At 51.1% G+C, this 1,314-nt stretch carries 1 protein-coding gene; it reads right to left on the minus strand.

Annotation, left to right across the window (positions count from 1 at the left end; genetic code table 11):
- Positions 1–35 precede the first annotated feature (35 nt).
- Positions 36–1,244, minus strand: a complete 1,209-nt coding sequence (locus tag BTA51_RS28815) for an IS256 family transposase (protein ID WP_094712533.1) — start codon at positions 1,242–1,244, stop codon at positions 36–38.
- Positions 1,245–1,314 lie beyond the last annotated feature (70 nt).

Here is a 1,314-nt window from a genome sequence, read left to right on the forward strand (position 1 = left end):
GACCCTGTAAATAATTCTGTGTATCTGCCTGGTTATTAAAGATGCTCCGTTAAGCGATCTTCGAACTCGATCATAAATCGGTTCAGCGCTGACTTCCAATTCCTGATCGGCATCGTCCATTTCTTCGACGCATCCATGATTGCCAGATACACCACCTTTCTCGCGGAATCATCCGTGGGGAACAGCTTCCGTTTCTTGATCACTTTCCTAATGACGCTGTTAAGGGACTCTATGGCATTGATGGTATAGATGGCCCTGCGGATGTCTTCCGGGTAGCGGAACAAGGTACTGAGATTATCCCAGTGAGTTCGCCAGGAACGGCTGATCTGGGGATATTTCTCATCCCATCGCTCGGCAAACTTGTCCAGCTCTGAGAGGGCTTCTTCCTCGGTGGCCGATTGGTAGATCCGCTTCAGATCTGTCGTCACCGGCTTATAGTCTTTCCAAGGCACATACTTCACCGCATTTCGCACCATGTGCACGATACAGAGCTGTATCTGGGTTTGGGGATACACGGTATTAATCGCCTCGGGAAAGCCCTTCAGACCGTCCACACAGGCGATCAGGATGTCCTTCACGCCCCGGATCTGCAACTCGGTCAGCACATTGAGCCAGAACTTCGCCCCTTCGGTTTCCGAGAGCCACATCCCTAACAGTTCTTTGTGGCCTTCCAGGTTCACTCCCAAGGCCAGATAGATCGCTTTGTTGATTACCTGCTTGTCCTGGCGGATCTTCACCACAATGCAGTCCAGGTACACGATGGGATAGATCGCATCCAGTGGGCGGGATTGCCACTCCACCACTTGCTCGATGACGGCATCCGTCACTTTGGAAATTAAGGTGGCAGAGACATCTGCGCCGTACATTTCCTTGAAGGTGGCCACGATCTCACGGGTGCTCATGCCTTTGGCGTAGAGGCTGAGAATCTTGTCATCCATGGTGGTGAAACGGGTCTGTTGCTTCTTGACCAGTTGAGGCTCAAAGCTGCCCTGACGATCCCGGGGAGTATTGACTTCAAACTGACCGTCCTCAGTACGGAGGGTCTTGCTGGAATAGCCATTGCGGCTATTGTCTGACTCTGAAGGCTGGTGTTTCTCGTATCCCAGATGCTCATCCAACTCCGCATTGAGCGCGGCTTCCACGGTCACCTTGGTGAGCATCTGTCGGAACTCGTTGAGATCCTTTTCTGTCTTTAGAGATTTGGCTGCCTCACGGGCAAATGCTTCTAATTCTTTCCGGTTCATTGTCTACCTATCCTTAACCCTGTAATAGGGTACTAGTGATAGGCAGATACACAAATTAAATTACAGTCTC

Source organism: Hahella sp. CCB-MM4, from assembly GCF_002260525.1.
GTDB lineage: Bacteria > Pseudomonadota > Gammaproteobacteria > Pseudomonadales > Oleiphilaceae > Hahella.